At 43.7% G+C, this 806-nt stretch carries 2 protein-coding genes; both read left to right on the forward strand.

The window, feature by feature from the left end; genetic code table 11:
* The coding region (locus tag A3762_RS12745; protein ID WP_231878806.1) for a pilus assembly protein PilP at positions 1 to 530 on the forward strand (530 nt) is incomplete at its 5' end.
* Positions 531 to 604: 74 nt separating this feature from the next.
* A partial coding sequence (locus A3762_RS12750) for a hypothetical protein (protein WP_156493436.1) occupies positions 605 to 806 on the forward strand: 202 nt, incomplete at its 3' end.

Here is an 806-nt window from a genome sequence, read left to right on the forward strand (position 1 = left end):
TAGTTTCTTCTATCTTGCTGGCAAGCGCTTCGTTACTCACTGCGTGTGGCGGAAATGAAGGTTATGCAGATTTAGATTCTTTCATGAAGGCAGCTGATGAGAAGCCGGCTGGGCGTATTGATCCGTTACCTGAAATGATTGTTTATGAGTCATTCAAATATTCAGAAGCGGGCAGCCGTTCTCCTTTTACTGCTCCCGTTGAAGAGGTTGATGTTGGTGTCGAGATCGCAGAAGACCAAAGTAACATCAAGCCAAATTTTGATCGTCCTAAAGAAGTGTTGGAGTCATTCCAGCTTACTCAGTTGAGAATGGTTGGTACTTTGCAAAAGCAGGATTCAGCCACACTTTGGGCTCTAATTTCTGATAATTCTGGCGGAGTTCATCGGGTTCAGGAAGGTCAATATATGGGCAAAAATCATGGCCGTGTGGTAGCAATTCAAGAGGCTGGAATTAGTCTGATTGAGATTGTGCCGAACGGGAATGGTGGTTGGATTGAGCGTCCACGCTCTGTAACGCTGGAAGATATATAGTGATTGGGAGCGTGTGAATAGTGAAACAAATAAATGAAAAAGTTAAAACATCTAGAGTTTTTGGGGCAATAAAAATGTTTGGTCAGCCGAAATTAGCGTTATCTTTGTTCACGGCAATGTTCATGTCCGTGGCCAACGCGGCAGTATTACAGGATGTGAAATTTGCATCGATGCCGGGTGATACAGTTGAGATTGTTCTGAGCTTTGATGAACCACCTGCAGAACCAAAGATCTTTACGATCGGTCAAACTGCAGACATCTCAATTACAGTTGATG

It is taken from the genome of Oleiphilus sp. HI0125 (assembly GCF_001635355.1).